We start from the raw sequence: 16,194 nt of genomic DNA, 5'->3' as shown, positions 1-16,194 counted from the left end.
ACCCTGACCCGACCATAGCTGCAGACCAAATATCCGAGCGAGATTACCCATGACCATGCTGAAAGACCCCTCGGTCAAGTATCGCCCTTTCCCGCAGATCGATCTGCCGAACCGGCAGTGGCCGTCGCAGGTCATCACCAAGGCGCCGCGGTGGCTGTCGACGGACCTGCGCGATGGAAATCAGGCTCTCATCGATCCGATGGGTGCGGAGAAGAAGAACCGGTTTTTCGATCTCCTGGTGAAAGTCGGACTGAAGGAGATCGAGGTCGGATTCCCCAGCGCGGGTGCGACCGAGTTCGATTTCATCCGTGGCCTGGTCGATCACGATCGCATTCCGGATGACGTGCTGGTTCAAGTGCTCACCCAGTCGCGCCAGGATCTGATCGAGCGGTCATTCGAAAGCCTCGCCGGCGCGCACAGCGCCATCGTTCACCTGTACAACGCTGTTTCGCCGCTGTGGCGCAACGTGGTGTTCGGGATGGAACGCCACGAAATCCGCGCCATCGCTGAAGCGGGCGCCAAGGTCCTGCGCGATCAGGCGGCTCGCCACCCGCAGACGAAATGGCACTTCGAGTACTCGCCCGAAACCTTCTCGACGGCGGAACTCGATTTCTCGATCGAGTGCTGCGAAGCGGTGATGGAGATCCTCAAGCCTACGCCTGAGAACCCCATTATCCTCAACCTGCCGGCTACGGTGGAAGCCGCAACGCCGAACATCTACGCCGACCAGATCGAGTATTTCTGCCGTAACCTGCCCAACCGCGATGCGGCGGTGATTTCGCTGCACACACACAACGACCGGGGCACCGGCGTTGCGGCGGCCGAGTTGGGCCTGATGGCGGGTGCGGACCGTGTGGAAGGTTGCCTGTTCGGCAACGGTGAGCGCACCGGCAACTGCTGCCTCGTGACGGTGGCGATGAACATGTACACGCAGGGGGTCGCACCCGGCCTCGATTTCTCGGACATCGACGAGGTGATCCAGACCGTCGAGTACTGCAACCAGCTCAAGGTCACCGAGCGTCATCCCTATGGCGGCGAACTGGTGTTTACCGCGTTTTCCGGGTCGCACCAGGACGCCATCAAGAAGGGCTTCGCGGCTCAGGAAAAGCGGAACGACCAGATCTGGTCCGTGCCGTATCTGCCGATCGACCCGGCGGACCTCGGCCGCAGCTACGAAGCCGTCATTCGTGTCAATTCCCAGTCCGGCAAGGGCGGCTTCGCCTGGGTGATCGAGCAGGATCAGGGACTTAAGCTGCCCAAGCGGATGCAGGCGCACTTCTCCAAGCATGTGCAGGAACTGGCGGACGAACTGGGCCGCGAACTGCAGGCGACCGACATCTGGGATGTGTTCCGCAAGGCCTACCGCCTGGAAGACGGCCAGCGCTTCCAGCTGATCGATTGGGACGAAGCGAAGGGTGCGGACAACACGCGCATCTTCGCAGGCAAGATCGGCGTCGATGGTGAGGAACGATCCGTTTCCGGCCGTGGCAACGGCCTGATCTCGTCCGTTACCGCCACATTGGCGGATAGCTTTGGCGTTCAGCTCGAAGTGCGCGACTATGCCGAGCATTCGATGGGGCAGAGCAGCGATGCGCGCGCTGCCGCCTATGTGGAATGTGTCCTCGCCGATGGCCGCACCGTCTGGGGCGTGGGCATCGATGAGGATGTGGCTACCGCAGGCGTTCGTGCCGTACTGAGCGCGGCGAACGCCGCCTGACCGACGTCCGCTGCCGGGAAATAGAAAAGGGTCCGATCGAAAGATCGGACCCTTTTTCGTTGCGCGGCGGCCGGATGCGCCGACTTGGTGCAGATCAGCCCTTCTTTTTGGGCAGTTCGATCTCCGCGACGCCAACACACATCTTCACGCCCTTCTGGTTCTCCATCAGGTGCTTGACCTGCACGAGATGACGGCCCTCCTCGTCCACCATCTTGTCGACGACCTCAGCCGTCTGGATCGTGATGTCGCCCGAAAGCGCCGGCCCGCGGTAGTTGGCGGTGGAGTGAACGACCATTCCCCACTCACCGGCCCAGCCTGCGAGATAGTCCGTCACCCATGCACCCATCGATGCACCGTACCCGTAGGCGCGCGGCATCCCGATCTTGCGGGCGTATTTCGGGAACAGATGACCGCGTGAAGGGCCAAAGTAAGCGCCATCGGTCAGCTCCGGATTGATCCGTTCCATGTGCGGATCGTTCTCGTGGCCCGCCATTTCTTTGGTGAAGCCGAGCGCTTCCAGGTTCAGTTCACGGCGGTCGAGCGTCCCCCAGGTGGTAAACAGGAACGAGCGCCATTCCGTCGTGAAGCTGGCCACCGTGTGCGGGCCGAAAACACGCTCCGGCAGCTGGTCGCCCACGTTGACGTCATCCCACCAGCGCTCGTCATGACCCAGGTCATGCAGCATCTGAATCCATGCGAACTTGCGTTCCTCCAGCTGTTCCAGCTCTGCGTCCGTCCATTCCGGCTCCTCGAATTCGGCCGAGTTGACCGTGTCGCCACCTGCCGAAGCGCGGTAACGAATGGCCGTGGAACGCTGCTTTGCGATCAACTCGCCGTTCTGGTTGCGGTAGAAGTTGTCGCCACGCTGGAAGCACGTCGGTCCAAAGCCGGTGTTCTTGACGACGTAATCGAACGGGACCCGCTCGTTGGTGACGACATCTCCGCCGAAGATGCGAGGGCCGTAGTGCCAGAACTCGTCTCCACCGAAGAGCAGGTGCGAGTTCTCGATCTTGCCCACGCATGAAGGCGCCGTCCCGTGCCCATCGTCCATCACGATCGGAAAGCTTTGCGGTGCGACGAGGCGACCCCAGCGGCTGTTGGCGGCGTACGCGGGGTCGAAGTGAGCGAGATTTGGGTAATGCATCGCCTGAACCCAGCGCCGTATGTCATTGTTTCCCAACGGTTCCCGCAAGGGTGAGGAATCAATGACTTTGCCCAGATACTGATCGATATCCGAGCAATCGAACGTTTGCTCCGCAACCTCTGTCATGACGATAACTTCTCCCACAGCACTTAATCGACAATGGTGTCTATTAGTGCAGAGAGGAAACGTCATCCCTGTTGGCTGCTTCGCCAGGCGGGAAACGCGGGGGCGGTATGCCCATCCTCCCTCGACAGTTTTCGCGAGGCGGCTTATGCGAAACGCTTAAGCGTTCGATTAAACGGAGACATGATGCCCCTGCCCGCGCTGTTCCAGTCGCTGCGCCTTCCGGTGATCGCGGCGCCGATGTTCATCGTGTCTAATCCGGAGCTGGTCATCGCGCAGGTTCGCAGCGGGATCGTCGGCAGTTTCCCCGCGCTGAACGCGCGCCCCGCCAGCCAGCTGGACGAATGGCTTCACCGCATCCATGAGGAGACCGCCGGGAGCGGCGTGCCGTTCGCCGTAAACCTCATCGTTCACAAAACCAATTCACGCCTTCAGGAGGATCTCGCGATCCTTGAAAAGTGGAAGGTTCCTCTTGTCATCACGTCGCTGGGCGCGAACGTGGAGGTGAACGCCGCTGTCCACGGCTGGGGCGGAATCGTCCTGCATGATGTGATCGACAACACCTTTGCCCGCAAGGCCGTAGAAAAGGGCGCCGACGGCCTGATTGCCGTTGCCGCCGGCGCGGGCGGCCACGCCGGTCCGCAGTCGCCTTTCGCGCTGGTGCAGGAAATCCGGGAGTGGTTCGACGGTCCGCTCGCTCTCTCGGGCTCCATCGCGAATGGCCGGTCGATATTGGCAGCCCAGGCGATGGGCGCGGATTTCGCCTATATCGGAACGCCGTGGATCGCCACGACGGAGGCCAACGCCGCTGAAGGCTACAAGCAGGCGATCGTCGACGGTCACGCCTCGGACATCATCTATTCCAACCTCTTCACAGGCGTTCACGGCAACTATCTTCGTGCCTCTATCGTGGCGGCCGGGATGGACCCGTACAATCTTCCTCAAGGCGACAAGAGCCAGATGGATTTCGGCTCCGGCGGCAGCAGCGCAGCCAAGGCCTGGAAGGACATCTGGGGCGCGGGACAGGGCATCGGGGCCATTCACCGGGTCGAGCCTGTTGCGGACCGGGTGGCCACTCTGGAGGCTCAGTACGAGGCTGCGAAAGCCGAACTGCAAGCCCGCGCTCCTATAGCGTGATCCCACGGTGAAAGGGCGGCATCAGTCGTCCTGGCCCCAGATATGCAGGCGCTTTCCGAAGCGGGAGGGCTCGACAAGGAATTTACGCGCACCGACGCTGAGCGAGCCCGGTGCGTTCATGCCGCCACGCTTCACCAGATCGTCGATCACAAGTTGCGCAACCTGCACGCTATCGGCGGAGGCGCCTTCCATCTGAATCTCCTGCCCGATGAAGGCGGACAGGCCACGGCTGGTCAGGCCGCCGTCCGGCGCCGGCACGAGTGCGACAAGGCCGCGCGCCGGGAACAGGCCACCGCTAAGCCAGCCAAGCACCATGCGGCAGAAATATCCCGGCTCCATCAGGATGCCCGACGGTCCCCATCCGACAGCGCGAACTGGAAGATCAAGTGCGAGAGCAGCCACAAGGCTGGTCATCACTTTCATCACGGGGTGCAGGGAAGCCCCGGCGCGGATGTGATTTCCCGCCCGCACTTCCACCCGCTCGATCAATGAGCGGTCCGGTGAGCCTTCGAAGCCAAGCCATTGCAGCGGCTGGAAAGCAGGTAGAGCCGCTCCTGGAGCCAGTCCACCAAGGTCGAACGTCAAACCGGCAGCCGTGACTTCAAGCAGGCCTCCCGACAACTCCGCTTCTTCACTGGCGTGTACCCGAAACCCCGCCTCCCGAGCGCGTGCGAGGCATCGGACCATCGCCGCCGCATCCGGCCTCTCGCCACGCCTGAACAGCAAGGTGAATGCGTCCGGACTACCGGTCATCATCTGCCCGTCCGCTGGCTCCGACAGTGCTGACACATTATTCCCCACGTCCGTCATCCTCTCAGAATATGCCCAGGGCCAATCCCTCTGCGATCGCCGCACCAAGTTGGTGGCACTGGTCCAGAGCTTCGGACGCTACCCGTTTTTCGGCAAGTATGGCCTCGGGAGATTGCACGCCAAGGTTTACGATCAGCGGGTCTGCCACTCTCCGCAGCCGCCAACCCGTGACGATGCGATCGATCTGCGCCTGCGCGCCGCGTCCGTCCGAACCCGCCGCTATCGCCGTGGCATAGGGGCGCCCTTCGACCCGGCCAAGCAGCGGATAATAGCAGCGATCGAATAGGTCCTTCATCATGCCCGTCATCGAGCCGAGGTTTTCGGGGCAGACAAAGACGTAGCCGGAGGCGGAGAACAGATCCGCGGGCTGCGCCTCCTCGGCAGCCAGCAGCCGGCCGCGGCCTTCTGCGCCGTCGCAAATTGCCGACGCCATCGCGCGGGCAGCTCCTGTGCGGCTATGCCAGATTATGACGAACACAGAATCGTCTCCCCTCCCCCCGGCTGATCATACCGACGGCACTTCCCGTGGGAAGGACCGTACGGTAACGCTGCCGGCATGGAATCACGATCCGCTTGTGTTTTCGGGATCGACCGTTCGCTGACAGGCAAGGCCTGGCACTGGCGCGGCGGCAATATGGACCTGAGCGAAGGTCCGTCTGGCCTCGAAGATGATATCGTCACGCAACTCCTCCTCTCGCGCGGCGTCGCCCGCGACGATCTGGACCGCCATCGCAACCCTTCGCTTCGGGCGTTCCTGCCCGACCCTTCCGCGTTCCGCGACATGGACGCTGCCGCCGAGAGGCTGGCGCAGGCGGTGATGACGAATGAGACCGTCACCATCTATGGCGACTACGACGTCGACGGTGCGACCAGCGCCGCGTTGCTGATCCTGCTGCTGAGGGGACTGGGCCACACGGCCGGCTACTACATACCCGACCGCCTTCTGGAAGGCTACGGCCCCAGCGGTGAGGCGCTCGTGCGGCTATCCGCAGAGGGCTCCAGCCTGATCGTCACGGTGGACTGCGGAGCAATGGCGCACGAAGCGCTGGAGATGGCCCATGAGGCCGGCGTGGACGTCATCGTGGTGGACCACCACAAGTGCTCTCCGGAGCTTCCGCGAGCCGCCGCCCTCGTCAATCCCAACCGGCTTGACGAGGATGTTCTCGCCGCCTCCCACGGGCATCTAGCGGCTGTCGGCGTTGCCTTTCTCCTCGCCGTCGCGACCGTACGGGCGCTGCGCCGCCACGGCTACTTCGAGAGCCGCCGGGAACCGGACCTCTTCGCTCTTCTCGATCTCGTGGCCCTCGGCACCGTGGCGGACGTTGCAGCCCTGCATGGCCTGAACCGCGCGCTGGTGGCGCAAGGGCTGAAGATCATGGCACGGCGCGACAACATCGGCATGTCCGCCCTGATCGACGCGAGTCGCCTCGGACGCGCCCCCACCTGCAGCGACCTCGGATTCGCGCTGGGGCCTCGCATCAACGCGGGCGGACGCGTCGGGGAATCGACGCTGGGCGTGCGCCTCCTCACCACCACCGACGCGGAAGAGGCCCGGACGATCGCTGCGCAGCTATCCCGTCTCAACGACGAGCGGCGGGCCATCGAACAAGCGGTGCAGGAGATGGCCGAAGCGCAGATCGAGCGGCAGCACAACCGCTCCGTGCTCGTGCTGGCGGGAGCCGGATGGCACCCCGGCGTGATCGGCATCGTTGCGGGCCGGATCAAGGAGAAGACGGGAAAGCCCGCTCTGGTCATCGCGCAGGAGGCCGACGAGGCCGGCAACGGAAAGGGTTCGGGGCGCTCGATCGCGGGCGTGGATCTGGGCGCCGCCATAATCGCCGCGCGTGAGGCAGGCCTCCTCGTGGCTGGCGGCGGTCATGCCATGGCCTGCGGTCTCACCGTGGCCCCCGGCAAGCTGGAGGCGCTGTCGGAATGGCTGGACGACCGCCTTGCCGCCGACGTCACCCGCGCCAGCGCCAACCGCCACATGCTGCTGGACCTCGCGGTGTCGCCGGGCGGACTGACCCCGTCCCTCGTCGAGACACTCGAAAGCGCCGGTCCTTACGGTATGGGCTGGCCTGGCCCGCGTGTCGCGGTCGGCCCGGTGCGGATCGTCAAGGCTGACGTGGTCGGCGCAGACCACCTGCGCCTGATCGTGTCCGGGCCCGATGGCGGCCGCTTCAAGGCCATGGCTTTCCGATCTGCGGAAACGGACATGGGACAGGCTCTGCTCCACGCCTCTCAGGGTCGCAAGCTGTGGCTGGCGGGCCGCGCAAAGATCGACGATTGGGGCAGCCGCCCCGCAGCCGAACTCCACCTCGACGACGCAGCGTTCTGCGATTGAAAAGAAAATCCACAAATTCGCATCGGCAGGGTTGACCACCCCGGGACCGGCCGCTAGAGGGCCGGTCCTGCCTCCGGCGCAACCCGGCTGGCCCCTTCGTCTAGCGGTCTAGGACGCGGCCCTTTCACGGCTGAAACACGGGTTCGAGTCCCGTAGGGGTCACCATCGGTTGCGCGGGAGGCAGCGTTAAATTGCCTTTATGGCCCCTTCGTCTAGCGGTCTAGGACGCGGCCCTCTCACGGCTGAAACACGGGTTCGAGTCCCGTAGGGGTCACCACCAGATCTTGGCGGAACAACAAGGCCCCTTCGTCTAGCGGTCTAGGACGCGGCCCTTTCACGGCTGAAACACGGGTTCGAGTCCCGTAGGGGTCACCAGCTAAGTAGTTGATATTGTTAGGGGGAATCGCGAAAATGCGGTTTCCGTGGCACTTTCGTGGCACATTTGGCGTTTTTCGAGGCCACCCCAGCCCCCGTTCCAGGCTCTTTTAGATCACCTCAATAGCTGCCCAGTAGACGAGGGATTCGTTCGCGGCAGCCGCCACCGACAGGCAAGCCCTCCCCACAGACCAGCCAGACATCCGCGTCAGGAACCGTAGATCTGATTGAGCTTGGCTGCTTCGCGGCCATAGTCCGCGTGATCGATCCATTTCGAGTAGTGCCGGAACAGCATTGCCGCGCTCTTGTGGCCAAGCTGACGGGCGATATAGGCCGGGTTCACCCCGCCCATCAGCGCCGTCGTCGCGTAAGTGTGGCGCGTTTGATAGGCATCACGGCTGCGGATGCCGAGCGCACGCAGTGCGGGATGGAAATAGAGCTTCCGCTGATCCTGCACGTCCGGCCACGGCGTGTTTGTGACCGGGTTGATGAAGATCGGCGAATCGAGCCCCCGCATGAAGCTGTGCGCCTTCTGGCGTCTAAGCACGGCCATCATTCGCGGAGTAAGATCGACGTCGCGCACGGTCCTGGTCTTGGTCGATTTCTCCACGGCCCGGACGCGGGCACGCTCGACCCGGATGGACTGGCGCTTCCAGTCGACGTCGCGCCACTGGACGACGATCTGTTCGCTGGGACGCATGCCGGTCCCGAAGGCGAACTCATACCAGTTCCAGACCTGCTCGTCGTAACGCTCGTGCATATAGGTGAGGATGCGTTCGGTCTCTTCCCGGTCGAACGGGTCCGGCTCGCGTTTCTGATGCTTCTGGCTCTTGATCCGTTCCAGCGGCGAGCGGTCGATCAGCTCGTCGTCGAGAGCCATCTCGAAGATGCCGCGCAGCGGAATGACGTTGTTGTTGATCGTCTTGCCGCTGACCTGCTTCGCCCGGTCGGCGATGACCTTCTTGATCTCGCTCGGCTTGATGCTCTTGAGTTGCCGCTCACCGAAAGCCGGCGACCAGACATTATTGATCGCCGACACATAGTCGGACATCGTCGATTTCTCGACTACGAGCGTTGCGAGCCACTCTTTCGCATAAGTCTTGAAGCCCGCGTATTTGTTCCGGTCGGGTTTGGCATCACCCTTGGGAAACGTGCTTTCATAATCGAAGACGCCGAGATCGATTTCCTGATGGACACGGGCCATCAAGCGCTCGGCCGCCTTGATGTTAGCGGATGTGGGTTGGAGCTGGAGCGTTTCGCGATAGAGCCGCCCGTTCCAGCGGAAGCGGACGCGAATGCAGCTTTTCAGCGGCTCGACGCCAGTCCCTGGCCGTTTTCTACCCATTTGTGGAAGCCTTCGAGGTCGATGCAGATGCTGCCATCGGGAGCGCGGCGATATTCGCGGCCCTGAATCCACACGCCGTCGGCGATCTTTCGATAGACCGCTTTCTCGGTGTAGCCGGTCAGCTCGGCGAAGCGCTTGATGCGCACGTAGCGCGCGCCCGTCATGACAGTGCTCCGGTTGAGGAAAGGAAACCACGGACAGCCAACCGTCCGCTGCTTCCTCTCTCCTCCCGCTCCCTTCCCTTCCGGCCGATCTGCGATGACCGCATGGCCGGCCGACCAGGACGGGCAGGCGCTCGCGAACGTGGGTCTGGATAATCCTCGCAGAAATGGCGCATGGATCGCTGGCCTGTTGGGCAGCGCAAGCAGGCCATGACGCGACGTCAGTCTAGCATTTCGATCCTGGTCCTAAAAAGAGGCCAAGATCGCATATTTGGGCAACCCACTGCCTAATCTCGTGCTTTCGCCTGTCAGCCTATTGGCGTTGTCGCGCCTTGGAAGAGACTCGCAGCGTTCCACTCGCCGTTGTTGATGGCCTCGAAGAATGGGACAAATGATCGGGACGCATGGCGGCCTGCCGCGCGCGATCGCGGGCGCGCTGATTGACAGGAGGGGGTGGAGCCTCGATCGTCTCGGCGTCATCGTCAACATGACCGGTCCGCTCGCCGGCATGGCCTCCGCAATGCTCACCGGGTGGCTGGCCAACAGGCTCGGTCGGCGGCGGATACTTCTTGTCGCAGCGGCCGTTCAGCTTCTAGCCGTTTTCGCCGTGGCGGCAGCGGTCATGGCGACGGCAATCCCTGCCGCTGCCGTCGCCGCATGTGCAGTCGGTTATTTTCTCCTCTACACGCCCGCCGCAACCGCCCTCGCCGTCGTCATGATGGACCGCACCGCCGGTGAGGCGCCGGCCACGGACTATTGTCAGGATGTTTGCCGGGCGCGCGCCGCGATACGCTTGCGGGCCATGCCGATATGCTTAACCGGCGGAGCGTCGATGCCGCGTTCTTCGTTGGACCGATGATCGACGCGGACATCATAGCCGAGCGCCGCGAACTTATCGTTCAGCATCATCGCCCAGGCCGCGCGGATTTCGAGCAGCTTCACGCGGCTGTTCCATTCGCGCGGTTTCCGGCCGAACATGCCGTCGACAATCGGACGGGTCGGTATCAGCACATAGCCATGGTGGCGCTTGCCTCTGGGCGTATCGCCCATTTCGATCAGTGTCAGGTCGGCGGCAAAACCCGCGATGCAAAATATCTCGCTGGCGAAACGCTGCAGAACCGCGATCGACGCCGGCAGGTCCAGTTCATCGGGCAGCGCCACGTCGAACTGACGGCCAAGCTGCGCATCCTTGCGGATTTCGGCGGCTTCGAGCGCGTTCCAGAAACACTCGCGATCCTCCCACTGCGCGGGGCCCCCGGACGGCAGTATCAGCGCAGACCAGGCAACCGCCCGCTTGTTCACGAAATTGGAAAACCGGCCGTAGCGCTCATCGTACAGGCGGCAGCTGTTTTGCCATGCCGCGGCCGCGACGATACTGCGTCCGGCGCCGCGGCTGATGATATTCACATGGAAATGAAAGATCGCCATCTTTTCCGCCTGTCCCAGCGTCACGCCCGAACCGGACCGTCAATTTTCATGACTGGTCCTTCCCGCCGTCCCGCTACCATTCGGGTGAGAGGTCCTGTTTCAGCCCGGCGATCACCGCATCCGAGATCGCCTCAATGCATGTGCGTTCGATGCTGGCCAGGTCACCGTGGATCAGTTGCCGCGGGAACCGCATGCGTTGGCCCGCATAGAGGACAGGCAGCGCGATATGCGCGGTCGATGCACCGAGCCGGAGCAGTGCGATCAGATGATCCTCCAGCCTAATCCCCGGATCGCCGGACTCGATCGCGCGATACCAGCGCAGGCTTCCGCCCATTTCGGTGGCGACCTCCAGCTGCGTCAAACCGAGCGCCTTTCGCGCCTGCCTGATCTTCTCGCCGGAGAGCTTCTTGAGTTCCTTGAAGATCGACAGGTCGACGTCGGCGAATTTTCCATCGGATGCCATATGTCCTTCCTCCCCGGTTCGGCCCGTCGGGCTCTGTGGGTAATCCGGCAAAGGTAGGATCGTGGAGTAACCAGCATCAAGAATAGATGCCGATGATTTTAGAGGAATATCTCTGCCCATTTATAGCGGATGCGCGACCATATTTATGTTTCGACGCACAATGAGCAGTTAATTTCCATTTTCCTCCAAATCGGATCATTCAGGAACTTTATTGCCGAACCGGGACCAGATCAGTCCATGTGATCCCGAAAGCGAATTTATAAGGCTAAGTTCGCATATTTACGGCTAATATCGCCATTTCAGGCACCCCACTGCCGGGGCCTGTTGCAATCCTCTTCGTTTCAAATCACTCAGATCGTGTTGCGAGGGTTCAAGTCGAATCGGACCTGATACTTCGGACCATTAAGTATTCATCAACCATGGCGCGGGGCGCCAACATGGAGTCGTGCATGATGCCGATTGCCAAAGCGATGACGGCTGCCCTGGGCACACTGATCGTCACGACGACAGCCTGTGCCGGACCCGGCGGACATGGCCGACAGACAGTTATCGCGCCGGTGGCCGAGCAGCCGCGCATCGTGGTGGCGACGGTCGATGGGTTCGTTCTGCGCGCCGCCGTGACGAACCGGATGGAGTCGATGCCCGCACCCGTCACTGCCGAGCACATCCCGGTGGGGTCGGGCACGCATGTCGATGCGCGCCTGCTCTCCCGCCCTGCCAGCACTCTTCAGGAGAGATCGCATGCACATCCATAAGCCCACCCGCCTGTTTGGTGCGGCAGCCCTCGTCCTCCCCTTGTTGCTCGCTGCTCAAGGCGCAGCGTTCGCGCAAGCCGCCGATCCGCTTACCGCCGCCGCGCGCGATGCCGAAAGCGAGTTGCGGCAGACCTTCGTCAATCTGCAATTCGAGGATTTCGGGCCGGCGCCCGTCAAGGGCCCGATCTATCAGGCGACGGCGGGCGGCCGCATCATCTACTATGCGCCTGACAGCGAACATCTGTTGTTCGCGGAAATCTACGACCGCAACGGCCAGAACCTCACCGCGCTGGCGCAGAACGCCGCTTCAGCGAAGAAACTCGCCGGGATCGACACCGGCATGGCCCTCGCCATCGGTCCGGCGGGCGCGCCCACGGTGATTGAGTTCACCGATCCCGACTGTCCCTACTGCCGGGCGCTCGACCGCTTCTGGGCGGCGAAAGCGGCCGAAGGCAAGCCGGTGCGGCGCCTGATCTTCTTCGTCTCCGGCATCCACGCCGAGGCCGCCGCCAAGGCCGAGCATGTCCTTTGCTCCCCGGACAAGGAAGCGGCGTTCAAGGCGATCTACGCCGGAACCGCGCCCACGCCTTTGCGCACATGCGCGGAAGGCAAGGCCAGGGTCGAGGCGCATGCCGGGATCGTCGGCAAGACCGGCATCACCGGCACGCCGACCCTGATCGCGGACGGACAGATGATTTCCGGTTTCCGGCAGGCCGAGATCGAGGCGTTCCTCGACGGTAAGAAGGCGCTCGCCAATGCCGGCCGCTGATCGCCTTCCGGCTCCTCACATCGCGAACGCGCGGTGCATCGGCTCTGCCGCTGCCGCGCAAATCCCAATGCCGGCGGCGGGACCCGAACCGGGCCGTCCAGCCTCGCCGTCGGCCGACAGCGATCCTCATCGATGCCGGCAAGCAGTCCCCGGAGCGGCCCATCTTCCCTGGAGCAAGTGCATGTTGAAAACACTCGGCAGACAATCCGCCTCAATCGCCAATGTCGGCATTCCCGTAACCCTGCTCGCGCTGCTCGGGGCCGGTGGGGCTCACGCCTTCTCGGCGCCGGCGGCCGGCGACCTCGGCTACGACATCTACGATATCGTGGTCAATCAAGGGGTCAAAGGCCCGCTCGGCTTCGTCGGCGGCGTCGCGGCCTTCCTGTTCGGCGTGAGCAGGCTCTTCTCGAACATCATGATCGGCATCCCGACCATCGTGGCGGCCGTCTGCCTGATCAAGGCGGACTCGATCCTCCAGACATTCGGAATGGTCATCTGACGGATTGGTCCGCCGCCGCGCCTGGGCGCGGTCGGCGGACCTCAACGGGCCAGGGCGCATGAGGCGCACTGGCGGGACAACCCCCGAAGTTCAACCAGCTTCGCAGGGAGGTCACGACGCAAGGAGGAGAAGGCTCGTGGACGAGCGGCTACCCCAATATCTGCACAAACCCGTCCAGATCCTGTGGTTCGGATCGGACGAGTTCGTGCTCGTGATCACGGTGATCTTCGTCGCCGTGATCGTGGGCGGGATGCTCGGTTGGGCGCTCGTCGCGGGTCTTCTCCTTTTCGTTCCCTGGCTCCGCACCAAGCCGCGCGGCTTCATCCCGCACATGGCCTGGCGCTGGGGCCTGGTCCGCTGGTCCAACTATCCGGGTCCGACCCAGACTCGGTTCTACGAATGAGGCGGGCCATGTTCGGACGCAAATCCCCCGGCACACCCCCACGCGATCCGCTGATCGGCAAGCCGGGCAGCTATGGCATCCACCGCTACCTGCAAGGGGCGAGCAACCTGTTCGAGGAGAACCGGCTGTTGAAGCTCGCCGTCATCGGCCTGTTCGGGATCACGGCGGTGCTGGGCACGGTGATCTACACCTCCAACCAGAACACCCGGACGATCATCGTCCCCTACGGCGCGGGCGGCGACCTCTATGTCACGGGCGGCGAGCCGTCCGAGGCCTATCTGCGCTCGATCACGCGCAATGTCGTGTCGCTCTCGGGCACCTACTCCGCCTACTCCGCGGATCGGCAGTTCCAGGAACTGCTGAGCATCACGCACCCCTCGACCTACAACAGCCTGCGCGACAGCCTCAACCGGCTGCTCGACGAACTGGCCAATAATCCGACGCTCTCGATCGCGACCTATATCCGCCCCGACCAGCCCGTCACCTGGACCCGGACCGAGATTCTCGTGCCGGTCGAGAAGGTCCGGGTGATCGGCGGGGTGATCCGCAAGTTCCGGGGCAATCTTCGGATCCGTTACGTGATCGACAATGGCCGCTTCTGGCTGACCGCCCTCAATGAGGAAAATTTCGATGTCCAGCCTCGCTAAGTCCGCGCGGCCGAGCCTGATGCTGCTCGCCCTGTCGCTTGCCGCTCCGGCCGCCGCGCAATCCATCATGGTTCTGCCCGACCAGACCAGCACGATCCGCCTGTCAAACCGCGACATCAACCATGTCATCTGTTCGGGCGGAGAAATCGAGGACGTCAGGTTCAGCGCCGAAAAGGCGATCGCCGTGGAGCGCGCCGGTTCCGACGCCTGGATCAAGTTCCTCGTTCGCGAGATCGACGACGCCGGGATGGTGACGCGCAGCTTCGTCACCGTGCCGTCTGAGTTCTTCATCACCTGCAACGGCGCGGTCTATGCGCTCTATGCCGAGCCGTCGGATATTCCGGCGCAGACGGTGATGCTCCAGCCCGGCGCTCCCCAGCGCGCCCGCGCCAATGAGGAACTGCTAGGACCCCTGGTCGAAGAAGAGCGTGCAGTCTCGATCACGCTCTCGATGCTCCAGGACCGGATCCCGGCGAGCTTCACCAGCGTTGCGCCCCGATCCGGGCCGATCCGGCTCGCGACGCTGCCGGGCGCCACGCTGGAGGAACGACGCCGCATCGAAATCGACGGGTCCGGCCTCTCGGCATCGGAATATCTGGTCTCTGCCGCCGGCGGCGCGCAGCTCGACGAACGCGGTTTTCTCGACGGCGCGCTCGGCGCCAACATCTTCGCGATCACCCTCGACCGGGGCAATATCGAGGCCGGGGAAGCCGCGCGGCTGATCGTCGTTCGCCGGGGAGCCGGGCAATGAGCGGCGGGGACTCTCGCGGCGGTCGCGGGCCCCGCGGGCGCGGTCCTGCCGATCGCGCGGAGGAACTCGACCTCGACGGCTATGAGGCGGACCGCCCTCGTCCTGGCGAGAATACGCGCGGCCCCGCGCTGCTCGATCTCAAGACGCGGTGGCAAACGCTGACCGCACGCCAGCAGCTGCGTTTGAGGCAGCTTGGCGTTGCCGGTGCGATCGGCGTGCTGGGGCTCGGCCTCTACACGGCCAGCGGCGACAAGACCGAGCAGGCCGCGCCATCGCCCAGTTCGAAGCTCGACATGGGCGCGGGGCTTCGCGGCGACAGCCTAGAGGTCAAGCTGCGCGGCGACCTGCAGAAGATTCTTGATGGACAGCAATTGCTCGGCGATCGCGTCTCCGCCATCGAGGAAGGCAAGGTCGCGCCCGGTTCCGGCACGCCGCCCCATGCGCTGGACGGCGATCTTCCTCCGGCGATCCCCGGCTCGGTTCCCGACTTTCCCGAACCGCCCGCGACCGGTGACATCGATCCTTCCGTCGCGAAGCCGCCCGCGCCGCCCGCCGCGCCGCCAGCGCCTCCGGCCCCGCCGGTCGAGAAGACCGTGGGCGCGATCGGCGCCGCGACCAGTCCGGTCGCGGCCGCCGATGGGGCACAGGCCGCTAAAAAAAAGACGCGGACCATCTATTTGCCACCTGGTTTCATGAAGGCGCGGCTGCTGACCGGGATCGATGCGCTGGCGAGCCGGGATGCGACCAACAATCCCGAACCGTTGATCGCGCGGGTGCAAGCCCCCGCCGTCCTGCCCAATGACGTCAAAGCCAACCTCGCCGGCTGCTTCGTCATCGGCAACGCCACCGGCAGCCTCGCGAAGGAACGGGTCGAAGTCCAGTTGGTCAGCCTCTCTTGCGTCGATTTCGACGAACGCTCGGTGGTCGACCAGCCCATCAAGGGCTTCTTCGTCGACGCCGACGGCAAGAAGGGCCTCTCCGGCAAGGTCGTCACCCGCGCCGGCGCGGCCCTTGCCCGCGCGTTCATCGCCGGGACCATCACCGGGGTCGCCGATACGGTCCAGAATACGGTCGGCGACGTCTCGACCTCGGCGCTGGGTTCGGTGCGCACGCTCGATGCGGGCGACGCCGCCAAGGCCGGCATCGCCGGCGGCCTGTCGCGATCGTCCGAGAAGCTCACCGATTTCTATCTCGATCTCGCGCGCCAGGCGGGGCCGATCGTTGAGGTCGGCGCGGCGAAGGACGTCGTGGTCGTGATCCAGGAGGGCGTCACCCTCGATATCAAGCCGACCGCCGGAAGCAAGTTCTGATGCGCCGGCTCCT

17 protein-coding genes and 3 tRNA genes are annotated in these 16,194 nt (G+C 63.8%); 13 read left to right on the top strand and 7 right to left on the bottom strand.

Annotated elements, in window-relative coordinates:
• The first annotated feature begins 49 nt into the window (after window positions 1-49).
• A complete protein-coding gene (gene leuA / locus C2R25_RS17675; protein ID WP_103730430.1) occupies window positions 50-1,717 on the top strand; it encodes a 2-isopropylmalate synthase in 1,668 nt (555 codons plus the stop codon).
• Window positions 1,718-1,811: 94 nt separating this feature from the next.
• Here leuA and C2R25_RS17670 read toward each other — a convergent pair whose 3' ends face one another.
• Window positions 1,812-2,987 carry a MaoC family dehydratase N-terminal domain-containing protein gene (locus C2R25_RS17670; protein ID WP_103730429.1) on the bottom strand — a complete coding sequence of 392 codons (1,176 nt, stop codon included), beginning with the start codon at window positions 2,985-2,987 and terminating at the stop codon, window positions 1,812-1,814.
• Window positions 2,988-3,170: 183 nt separating this feature from the next.
• On the opposite strand from C2R25_RS17670, the gene C2R25_RS17665 reads away from it, so the two are divergent.
• Window positions 3,171-4,121, top strand: a complete 951-nt coding sequence (locus C2R25_RS17665; protein ID WP_103730497.1) for a nitronate monooxygenase family protein — start codon at window positions 3,171-3,173, stop codon at window positions 4,119-4,121.
• Window positions 4,122-4,142: 21 nt separating this feature from the next.
• Here C2R25_RS17665 and C2R25_RS17660 read toward each other — a convergent pair whose 3' ends face one another.
• Both C2R25_RS17660 and C2R25_RS17655 read right to left on the bottom strand, forming a co-directional pair.
• Complete coding sequence (locus C2R25_RS17660; protein ID WP_146049695.1) at window positions 4,143-4,922, bottom strand: hypothetical protein; 780 nt, start codon at window positions 4,920-4,922, stop codon at window positions 4,143-4,145.
• Between the two features lie 13 nt (window positions 4,923-4,935).
• Window positions 4,936-5,364, bottom strand: a complete 429-nt coding sequence (locus C2R25_RS17655; protein ID WP_103730427.1) for a flavodoxin family protein — start codon at window positions 5,362-5,364, stop codon at window positions 4,936-4,938.
• Between the two features lie 123 nt (window positions 5,365-5,487).
• Here C2R25_RS17655 and recJ point away from each other — a divergent pair, with 123 nt between their 5' ends.
• From recJ to C2R25_RS17635, 4 genes are all read left to right on the top strand, one after another.
• Window positions 5,488-7,275 (top strand): single-stranded-DNA-specific exonuclease RecJ, encoded by a 1,788-nt coding sequence (gene recJ / locus C2R25_RS17650; RefSeq protein WP_103730426.1) that lies wholly within the window; start codon window positions 5,488-5,490, stop codon window positions 7,273-7,275.
• A gap of 89 nt (window positions 7,276-7,364) precedes the next feature.
• Window positions 7,365-7,440: transfer RNA gene (locus tag C2R25_RS17645), tRNA-Glu, on the top strand.
• 36 nt (window positions 7,441-7,476) lie between these two features.
• Window positions 7,477-7,552 (top strand) — tRNA-Glu (locus C2R25_RS17640).
• Between the two features lie 22 nt (window positions 7,553-7,574).
• Window positions 7,575-7,650: transfer RNA gene (locus C2R25_RS17635), tRNA-Glu, on the top strand.
• Window positions 7,651-7,858: 208 nt separating this feature from the next.
• Here the strand turns inward: C2R25_RS17635 and C2R25_RS17630 are convergent.
• The 4 genes from C2R25_RS17630 to C2R25_RS17615 all read right to left on the bottom strand — a co-directional run bounded on the left by C2R25_RS17630 (window position 7,859) and on the right by C2R25_RS17615 (window position 11,167).
• Window positions 7,859-8,995 (bottom strand): Arm DNA-binding domain-containing protein, encoded by a 1,137-nt coding sequence (locus tag C2R25_RS17630; RefSeq protein WP_021246312.1) that lies wholly within the window; start codon window positions 8,993-8,995, stop codon window positions 7,859-7,861.
• Window positions 8,956-9,159 carry an excisionase gene (locus C2R25_RS17625; RefSeq protein ID WP_021246311.1) on the bottom strand — a complete coding sequence of 68 codons (204 nt, stop codon included), beginning with the start codon at window positions 9,157-9,159 and terminating at the stop codon, window positions 8,956-8,958. The genes C2R25_RS17630 and C2R25_RS17625 overlap by 40 nt, the downstream gene beginning before the upstream one ends.
• 756 nt (window positions 9,160-9,915) lie before the next feature.
• Window positions 9,916-10,584, bottom strand: a complete 669-nt coding sequence (locus tag C2R25_RS17620) for a MobA/MobL family protein (protein WP_021690788.1) — start codon at window positions 10,582-10,584, stop codon at window positions 9,916-9,918.
• Between the two features lie 73 nt (window positions 10,585-10,657).
• The gene (locus C2R25_RS17615; RefSeq protein WP_233204115.1) at window positions 10,658-11,167 is read right to left on the bottom strand and encodes a helix-turn-helix domain-containing protein; all 510 of its coding nucleotides are present in this window, start codon (window positions 11,165-11,167) and stop codon (window positions 10,658-10,660) included.
• A gap of 332 nt (window positions 11,168-11,499) precedes the next feature.
• Between C2R25_RS17615 and C2R25_RS17610 the strand changes: the two genes are divergently transcribed.
• From C2R25_RS17610 to C2R25_RS17580, 7 genes are all read left to right on the top strand, one after another.
• Entirely contained in the window at window positions 11,500-11,802 is a 303-nt protein-coding gene (locus C2R25_RS17610; RefSeq protein ID WP_146049694.1) for a hypothetical protein, read from the top strand.
• On the top strand, window positions 11,789-12,571 hold the full coding sequence (locus C2R25_RS17605) for a DsbC family protein (RefSeq protein WP_021246307.1): 783 nt from the start codon (window positions 11,789-11,791) through the stop codon (window positions 12,569-12,571). Before C2R25_RS17610 ends, C2R25_RS17605 begins: the two co-directional genes overlap by 14 nt.
• A 181-nt stretch (window positions 12,572-12,752) precedes the next feature.
• Window positions 12,753-13,070, top strand: coding sequence for a hypothetical protein (locus C2R25_RS17600; RefSeq protein ID WP_013846818.1), 318 nt, complete (start codon window positions 12,753-12,755; stop codon window positions 13,068-13,070).
• Window positions 13,071-13,206: 136 nt separating this feature from the next.
• Entirely contained in the window at window positions 13,207-13,473 is a 267-nt protein-coding gene (locus C2R25_RS17595; protein WP_013846819.1) for a type IV conjugative transfer system protein TraL, read from the top strand.
• Window positions 13,474-13,481: 8 nt separating this feature from the next.
• Window positions 13,482-14,120 (top strand): TraE/TraK family type IV conjugative transfer system protein, encoded by a 639-nt coding sequence (locus tag C2R25_RS17590; RefSeq protein ID WP_021246306.1) that lies wholly within the window; start codon window positions 13,482-13,484, stop codon window positions 14,118-14,120.
• A complete protein-coding gene (locus C2R25_RS17585) occupies window positions 14,104-14,871 on the top strand; it encodes a type-F conjugative transfer system secretin TraK (protein ID WP_021246305.1) in 768 nt (255 codons plus the stop codon). Before C2R25_RS17590 ends, C2R25_RS17585 begins: the two co-directional genes overlap by 17 nt.
• A complete protein-coding gene (locus C2R25_RS17580; RefSeq protein WP_021246304.1) occupies window positions 14,868-16,181 on the top strand; it encodes a TraB/VirB10 family protein in 1,314 nt (437 codons plus the stop codon). The genes C2R25_RS17585 and C2R25_RS17580 overlap by 4 nt, the downstream gene beginning before the upstream one ends.
• The last annotated feature ends 13 nt before the right edge of the window (window positions 16,182-16,194 follow it).

Origin of the sequence: Novosphingobium sp. HII-3 (assembly GCF_002916655.1) — a bacterium.
Taxonomy (GTDB): Bacteria; Pseudomonadota; Alphaproteobacteria; order Sphingomonadales; family Sphingomonadaceae; genus Novosphingobium; species Novosphingobium panipatense.
The sequence above is the reverse complement of the archived record's forward strand: the minus strand, read 5'-3'. Positions and strand labels throughout refer to the sequence as shown.